Below are 7275 nucleotides of genomic sequence, written 5' to 3'. Positions count from 1 at the left end.
GGATCATTCAATTGATCTGCCGATTAATGTTTAACTGATCGGCATTAGAGCGTTAAGCTCGCTTTTTTTGTGCCTAGAGCATGGATAAACCATTGCGAAGGATGTATGTGACGGAGAAATAAAAAACTTGATGCATATTGTTTAATTTTTTGTGGGTTATGGTAGGTTGGTTGTAGTTTGGGCTGGTGGGGAAACGAGCAGGCCTGTTATTAAGAATGTTAGGCATTAAAAGGAATCTGAGAATTGAGCAATAAAAATTCTATTGAAGTAGCGTCGAACTCTATCCGGAAGCTTTGGGAAAAGCATGGAATCAAGGAACCTATGAGATTCCTCGGTTTCTGCTTGAGCATGCTGCCTGTTCCTGGAATTCAACAGGCAGGAGCAGCTCTAGACCGACATCTAGGGGATAAAGAATTTGAAAAGCAATTGACAGAACTATGGGCTGAAATTGCAACGGCAAATGAGCTAGTAAGTAAAGTTGATACATTAGAAGAAGCAATTCAAGAGATTGCCAAGACAATCGAGAATTCCCCTGATTTAGAGGCAAAAACAAACGAGTTCATTTCAAAGCTGGGTCGGAACCAAAAAGAGTTCTCTGTGCTCACAGATAATCAAAGTTATCAAGAAATACGAAACAGCATCATACATGCAGATATTTCGGCTTTCGTAGTAAGGAGTGGAAGCACAAATGTAATCCAAGGTTCTACGGTTAACTCTGAAAGGACACATCTACACGCCACAGACAGTAGCAGGAACTTTGTTGATGGCACTACCTTCCAAGGGTCAGGCGGCGCAGTCTCAATGAATGGTATCAGCACGCAGGGCCCGATATCGGTACAGGGAAGCGGCATCGGTTTTGGCGCTGGTGGCTCTATTAGTTTTGGTGGCAACCCCAACATATTGTCAGGTAACTGTCCGGCATGTAATGAGCTTCTTCAGGTAGATAAACGGGAACTGGCTAAATATAGTCAGGTGCAATGTCACAAATGCAAATCTGTCTTTCCATATAAGCTGCCAAGTGCCTAACAAATCAATCAACTTCGCGCCTTCGGCGCCGGACGCAGCAAAGCTGCGCCGGTTATTGAGGCGTTATACGAATGAGGTGACTATGAGAATCGATATTCAATATCTGTCAAACTTACTTAGCGTATTCCTAGGTTCAGAGAAGGCTCATATTACCTTATCTGCACTTGAGAATGCTGGCGTGAAAATCTACACAGATGACCGTAAAGGGTTAGATGAGAAATTCATTTTTCATGCTCAGTTGTTAGTTGAAAATGGACTAGTTAGCGACAAAGACCTTCGCTCTGAGTCGCTGAATACTTATGGTATTTCATACAATAAGTCTGGCGGAAGCATCGTTGAAAAAGATATTCGGTTAACCCAAAAAGGTCATGATTTCGCTAATGCGTTAAGCAATAAGGAAGTGTTGGAGAAATTAAAGTCTGAGCTAACAAACGCACCCTTCCGAGTGTTGTTTGATGGAAGCCAAAAATTATTAGAGCACTACCTAGCTAAAAAACTGGATGCATTGTTGGTGTAAATTTGTATAACAAGGAATTTAATAGGGGCTCACAATGCTTGGCGTTTTTGCTTCTACTTCAAATTTAGTGTTTATTGCACAATGTGTTAGGTTTTGTTTGAGGCGTTGTTCACCCCTTAATTAGACGTTATCTATTCAAACAAGGACTTTTGAAATGTTCGAATTTTCAGAGATATTCAATTTTACTCGTCAAGATGTGGCATTGCTCGGGAGTTGTCCGCTTATAGCAGGTCTAGCTAGTTTAATTCGAGGATGGGTAGCGGACTTAGACTTATTAAAGCCACCTGTTTATGAATCTGTTCCTAAATCTGATACAACGGAAAAAAGGATTCAAACAAAAGATAGTAAGAGGGAGCGCGGTTACTGGGCATTGGGAATGTGGTTCGCTGGTACAGGTATCGGATTTGCTGTGGCTTTTCTTTTTCTAGGAGCTCTTCAACCGACAGCCAGCGCTGCTGGACGTTTATGGTTTCTTTCATTAGCTTTAGGATATTCGACACCTGTTGTACTTCGTAACGTTGATCAAAAAGTTGAAAAAGCACTATCAAAATATACCGGAAAAGATATCTAACAAAGCCACCTATCAGAGTTGAGCGTGGTTGCATATGCTTCCTTGCTGAAATAGAATGGCGTTCACTTATATGAGGGTGTTATGAATCGTAAAAGCAAAACTAGATTACTGTCTTCAATCGCCATCTTTATCAGCGGCTATACACCGCTTTTCCTTATTATGATAATCAAGGATATAAAAGAAGTTGTTTGGTTTGAGCATGCTTTTGAAAGTGTAGTTTGGAGTTTTAGCAAACTAAAAATACCTTACTGGTTTGAATTCAAGAATATTGAAATAGTTCTTGCTCTATTACTTTTATCGGTAGCTAGTCTAGTGCTGATATCGTATGTTCTTCGAAACGTAACAAAACGACCATTCGCGATTAATGTAATAAGTGCCAAAAGTCGATCTAGTGAAGTTGTTAACTATACCATCCCATATATTATTTCATTCGTTGCTTTTGATTTAAGTAAGTGACAAGACATAGTTTCTTTATTCCTATTTCTATCAGTGTTGTGCTTGCTGTCAGTTCGGAGTCAGAGTGTCTTTATTAACCCGATCTTAGCAGCACTCGGCTATGGCTTATATGACTGTAAATACAACGAAGTAGGTAATGAAAAAGAATGTGTCATGCTTTCTAAGAATGACTTATTAACAGGCAATAACGAAAGTTATGTGAAGCTCAATAACTATATGGGAATAATCTCTAATAAGGGTGTTTAAATGCTAGAGCAGTTGCAGGTTTTAGAAAATATTCGAACTATTGATTTCGATGATCTTAATGTACGTCTGTGGGTAATTAAAAAAAATACAAAAGCAGGCCAGCACTCTTACCGTGCATTGAGTGCGTCTATTGAGGGATTAGATGAAGACTTAATCGCAACATTGCGCAAGTTCTTTCTAGGTGTAGAAAATCAAGTTGAGCCTATAAGAGACTTGTCTGCTTACTCAGCTCTTACAGTTGGCATTGATGAAGACAGAGCTTTAGTTCATAGCGTTCAAGATACCGACTTTTCTCAAGTAATTGAGAAAATCCGTCTTGGAGCTGATAACCACCCTGTGACTGATATTAAAGAGTTTCATAACGCTTGGGCTCTAGTTGTTGAATTCCAGAGAGATCATCATCAATTTTATGCTTACTCTAAGGTAAAAGGTGGGTGGAATCTAAAGAGAGTGCCAACGATTTCAAGTTGGACATTTGCTGATGGTGATTTTAAGAAAGTGGAAGTGCGTAATACTTTTTCATTTAGGGACTATTTCGACTTCATTGCCTATGGCAATGATGTGTTCATTCGAGACAAAGCTAACTATGAACTAGGGCTAAATATTCGTGAAGGCCTTGAAGCAAAAAGAGATGTGTTAGTTGATGCACTATCAGAGCATGGCATAATTACCTCGGTTCAAGATCTTAAAGTAGCAATTGGAACAAACAAGACTCTACTGCGCAGGCTAGTTTCGGCTGAAGAAACACGCTATTTCGAGGATCAGCAGTTTATCGAAGAAATGAAAGCAGTTATAACTCAGCATCATTGGGAACTAGGCGTAGATAAAGAAGGGAAGTTTGTTGTTGACGAAAATAATATTGATCTGTTTCTAAAGTTGATTAATGACAAACGTTTTATTTCTCTAATCAAAAAACAAATGGTAGACGCTGATAGAGTGGAAATTGTAGAGACAGCTAACACTGCGGTCTAGCACTTTAACAACCTGTCTAAGAGTGATTTGCAACGCTTGGCGTTTTCGCTTCGCTCAAGTATAGCCAAGCGTCGCTCACATCTTAATGCGACGTTAGGCAGAAAGGAAAGTATGTCATACGTAATAACAGGATGTGAGCGCGACGAGATTTACAGATATGCTCTATTTGTGGAAACCTCTTGTAACTCCGAAGATGAACTAGTGGTTATCCAATGCAATCCTAGTGTTGCGAATGAGGAGAAGTCAGATCCAACTGTTGGTAAAGTATCTATCTGGGCGGAAGAAAATGGTTTTGGAAAAGTTGTATTTCTTAATCTGTTTGCATACATATCTCCCTGCCCCAAAGACCTTATTGGCAAGAGTTATGACTATTTAGTTGGTTCTAAAAACAACCAAATACTTGAGCAACATATAAACGATTGGTCCACTATTGTCCTTGCTTGGGGTGGTGACGTTCCTGTCGAAAATAAAATCTATTATCAACGGCTAAGTGAAGTCAAAGAAATAATGGATAAAACTGGCGCGCAACCATACAAGGTTGGCGCACTCTCTCATGGCACTCATCCTCGACATGGAAGAACGTGGAACAAAGGAAATAGGGAATTATCAACGCTTTATTGGGAGTCAATAATTGCCTAACAAAGCTATCAAGAAATAGCCGCAAAACGGACGCCCAACACTCCGTTTGCCTTGTGTTGCCGCTGTGCTCCACCACAACACAAAGCAACCTACGTATTGGCCGCCCCTTAAGGCGACGTTACTTTTCCATACTTCGAACTAATCCGTTATATTCTAATTTAGTAATGTAGCTGACAAGCTTTTATCCAATTTTTATCTAAATTCCTCTCCATTTATATTACGTTCAACGAGTGGCTAAAAGCGTCACTTTGAGCGTTTTGCTAGTCAAAATAACTATTTGGTTGGTAAATGCCGCAAAACGCCTTGTTAGGTGTGATAAATAACTGAAAATATTGATATGATTTGGCTTATTTTTTATCAAGGCTAACTCCCATGCGGTATGAATCTTTCCCATATGCCCCAGAAGAAAGGCAAGAAACCACAAGAGAAAGAGCAGCGCGACAACGTCAAGAGCGCAGAGCGGAACTCACCTACACCGCTAAGGACGAGAAACGTTGGGCAGAAAATAGAGAGCGCGTTCTTGCAGAGCGTGAAAAAGCCGCCCGTGTGTTTGAACTTGGCTGGATGCAATCACCATGCACACAGTCTCAAGAGGCATTGTGGGCAAGCTTATTTACTGCCGACACCAAAGAAGACCAGAAACAATACATCAAAAGTTGCAATGCTCACCTAAACGAGCCTGTAAGGCAGGGTGAGATTGTACTGCTTCCCACAACAGAGCCAAAAACAGCAGAAGATAACAAGCTCCTCGATGAGTGGCTAGAGCAAGCCAAGATTGCGAGTAAGGAGTTAGGCAAGCTGCTTGATGAAGAAGTCGATACGCTAAACCGCCACTTTGACTTGTTCTCCCATCAACTCGATGAGCGAATTAGGGCTGACGGTTTACCTTCCGACTACTATGCGCAAGTTGCCACAGGTGTGGGTGCGACATCGGCGCTGGTCGAGCAGAATCTGAAAAACATCCAAGGCGTGCTTTTAGAAATTAACGATTTGTACACCGCTCAAGTAGCGATGGCAAGCAGAACAGGCGGGGTGAACTATGGAACCTTTGTCTCTGAACGTGCAGGCTTATTTAAAAAGCTTGATGGCTCCTTTGCTATGTTGTCTAAGCGCAGTGTGCAACTTCCTATTTACACTCAAATTAAACGTAACTTGAGTTTGTCCACTAAGTCAGTAATCCACAATGCGGATGAAATTCTAAAGACAGGCTTTGTTAAAGATTTAGGTAAGCGTATCGGCAACATTTGTATCGGTATTTCCGCCGCGAGAGGTCTGGGATACATTGGCTTAATGATCGGTGCAGCCAGTGGCGTTGATAGCATCTATGAAGCTTGTAAGGTCGATGGTAAAGGGGACTGTGGCAAGACAACAACTCGTGAAGTTGCTGGCTTTATTGGTGGTGTCATTGGAGGCGTTAAAGGTGGAACTGTTGGCGCAGGGATAGCGGTCTCATCTGTTTCTGGTATCGCGTTATTCATTGGTGTTACGGCTTCTGCTCCTGTACTTGCTGTTGCTGCTATTGGTGGCACTGTGGCAGGAGGTTTAGTTGGTGGTGTTGCGGGATCTACCGCTAGTAAATGGTTTGTTGATGAGATGTATGCTTGGAGCTCTCAATGAGTATTAAAGATATAGCATTTTTTCTTTTGTACTTTGCTACCGTTTGGGCTGTGCCTGGTGTAGTTATGGCTTCAATTGTTTCTCTGGGAAGCTTTAAACATATTATTTTTATGGATCATCAACTTGCTAAAGATCTAAGCAAGTACTACGACGACAAAGGCTACATGCGCCCTAAATATCAATTGTCTTGGGAAATAGGTAGTCGCTGTTTTGACTACTGGGTTAAGTATCCTTTTATTCGCAAGCGTTCAACGACGGATTCAAAGAAATTCAAATTATTTATGTGGGTGAATGCCTTAGGCATTTGGAGTTATATCCTCTGCTTTGGGTTGATGCTGATAGGAAAGATGTTTAACTGAGCTAGATTGTTTCAGTTTACCTACTGAAAATTTGGTGTGTGCTGAATTAGTATTGTATTTTTGTTGTTAATGTGTAGGTTGATGCCAAAGCTCCCCAAGATAACGTGCCAGCCTGTTATTAAGAATGCTAGCCCTTTTTAGGAAATGATATGAAAATCGTACAAGAAATAGATGTTTCAGAATGGCATCATAAGGCAATCGAAGCATTAAGAAATGAAGCTTTTCCAGACTACCAAGTAAGTCGTTCTTACTCTAAGCAGTTACCTCATATGCGTGCCCTTCATTTTCAAGGTGAACTGTTGGTTGGCTATCTTGGACTGGATTATCGCGTTGTTAGCGTCGGTGGTGAAATACATAAGGTTCTGGGCGTAATCGACTTCTGTGTTGATGAACGTTATCGAGGGCAAGGTATTGGCTCTTTCATGTTGTCAGAAGTAACGGCATTTGCCGAAACTAAAGACGTTGATTTTATAATCCTCATATCTGATTTACATGATTTCTACTCATCAAATGGCTTTAACAAAGTTCAGTGTATGCAGTCTTGGTTAAGGCTTCACGAGCACACCAACTTTGGAGTTGCTGTGGAGTATATTGATGAACTGTATGTGAAACCGCTCAGAGATAAGCAGTGGGGTGTTGGACATTTTGATTGGCTAGGTTATATGTACTAGTCAACCACAGGCCATACAAGCATTTAAGAGTGATTCTCCACGCTTGGCTCACACGTTAATGTGGCGTTATGTCCTAGGAGTAAATAGTGAAATTTCAGAGAGATAAGGTATCGACTAAAACCTTTTTCAAATTGCTTTCACATATCTACAAAGCATTTTCTTTTATAATCTTGAAGAAAAAGAAAAAATCAGCAATTAAAA

9 protein-coding genes are annotated in these 7275 nt (G+C 40.8%); all 9 read left to right on the top strand.

Annotated features, from left to right (window positions below):
* Positions 1 to 321: 321 nt before the first annotated feature.
* The 9 genes from AAFM34_RS06670 (at position 322) to AAFM34_RS06630 (ending at position 7074) form a co-directional block, all read left to right on the top strand.
* Positions 322 to 1026: a hypothetical protein gene (locus tag AAFM34_RS06670; protein ID WP_341661167.1), complete on the top strand. Its 705-nt coding sequence runs from the start codon at positions 322 to 324 to the stop codon at positions 1024 to 1026.
* Between the two features lie 82 nt (positions 1027 to 1108).
* Positions 1109 to 1543 carry a DUF2513 domain-containing protein gene (locus tag AAFM34_RS06665; RefSeq protein ID WP_341661165.1) on the top strand — a complete coding sequence of 145 codons (435 nt, stop codon included), beginning with the start codon at positions 1109 to 1111 and terminating at the stop codon, positions 1541 to 1543.
* Between the two features lie 154 nt (positions 1544 to 1697).
* The gene (locus AAFM34_RS06660; protein WP_341661163.1) at positions 1698 to 2114 is read left to right on the top strand and encodes a hypothetical protein; all 417 of its coding nucleotides are present in this window, start codon (positions 1698 to 1700) and stop codon (positions 2112 to 2114) included.
* Positions 2115 to 2195: 81 nt separating this feature from the next.
* Positions 2196 to 2570: a hypothetical protein gene (locus AAFM34_RS06655; RefSeq protein ID WP_341661161.1), complete on the top strand. Its 375-nt coding sequence runs from the start codon at positions 2196 to 2198 to the stop codon at positions 2568 to 2570.
* 246 nt (positions 2571 to 2816) lie between these two features.
* On the top strand, positions 2817 to 3788 hold the full coding sequence (locus tag AAFM34_RS06650) for a Kiwa anti-phage protein KwaB-like domain-containing protein (protein WP_341661159.1): 972 nt from the start codon (positions 2817 to 2819) through the stop codon (positions 3786 to 3788).
* A 111-nt stretch (positions 3789 to 3899) separates the two neighbouring features.
* Entirely contained in the window at positions 3900 to 4427 is a 528-nt protein-coding gene (locus AAFM34_RS06645) for a DUF1643 domain-containing protein (RefSeq protein ID WP_341661157.1), read from the top strand.
* Positions 4428 to 4799: 372 nt separating this feature from the next.
* Positions 4800 to 6044 (top strand): hypothetical protein, encoded by a 1245-nt coding sequence (locus tag AAFM34_RS06640; protein ID WP_341661155.1) that lies wholly within the window; start codon positions 4800 to 4802, stop codon positions 6042 to 6044.
* The gene (locus AAFM34_RS06635; RefSeq protein WP_341661153.1) at positions 6041 to 6403 is read left to right on the top strand and encodes a hypothetical protein; all 363 of its coding nucleotides are present in this window, start codon (positions 6041 to 6043) and stop codon (positions 6401 to 6403) included. Before AAFM34_RS06640 ends, AAFM34_RS06635 begins: the two co-directional genes overlap by 4 nt.
* A gap of 149 nt (positions 6404 to 6552) precedes the next feature.
* Positions 6553 to 7074: a GNAT family N-acetyltransferase gene (locus AAFM34_RS06630; RefSeq protein ID WP_341661151.1), complete on the top strand. Its 522-nt coding sequence runs from the start codon at positions 6553 to 6555 to the stop codon at positions 7072 to 7074.
* Positions 7075 to 7275: the final 201 nt, after the last annotated feature.

The organism is Vibrio sp. (genome assembly GCF_038138445.1).
Classification (GTDB): Bacteria; Pseudomonadota; Gammaproteobacteria; order Enterobacterales; family Vibrionaceae; genus Vibrio.
The sequence above is the reverse complement of the archived record's forward strand: the minus strand, read 5'-3'. Positions and strand labels throughout refer to the sequence as shown.

Bases quoted from the DNA above. Each gene is read 5' to 3' on its own strand.
- AAFM34_RS06655 (WP_341661161.1), top strand. From the start codon at position 2,196: ATGAATCGTAAAAGCAAAACTAGATTACTGTCTTCAATCGCCATCTTT.
- AAFM34_RS06670 (WP_341661167.1), top strand. From the start codon at position 322: ATGAGATTCCTCGGTTTCTGCTTGAGCATGCTGCCTGTTCCTGGAATT.
- AAFM34_RS06640 (WP_341661155.1), top strand. From the start codon at position 4,800: ATGCGGTATGAATCTTTCCCATATGCCCCAGAAGAAAGGCAAGAAACC.
- AAFM34_RS06660 (WP_341661163.1), top strand. From the start codon at position 1,698: ATGTTCGAATTTTCAGAGATATTCAATTTTACTCGTCAAGATGTGGCA.
- AAFM34_RS06645 (WP_341661157.1), top strand. From the start codon at position 3,900: ATGTCATACGTAATAACAGGATGTGAGCGCGACGAGATTTACAGATAT.
- AAFM34_RS06650 (WP_341661159.1), top strand. From the start codon at position 2,817: ATGCTAGAGCAGTTGCAGGTTTTAGAAAATATTCGAACTATTGATTTC.
- AAFM34_RS06630 (WP_341661151.1), top strand. From the start codon at position 6,553: ATGAAAATCGTACAAGAAATAGATGTTTCAGAATGGCATCATAAGGCA.
- AAFM34_RS06665 (WP_341661165.1), top strand. From the start codon at position 1,109: ATGAGAATCGATATTCAATATCTGTCAAACTTACTTAGCGTATTCCTA.
- AAFM34_RS06635 (WP_341661153.1), top strand. From the start codon at position 6,041: ATGAGTATTAAAGATATAGCATTTTTTCTTTTGTACTTTGCTACCGTT.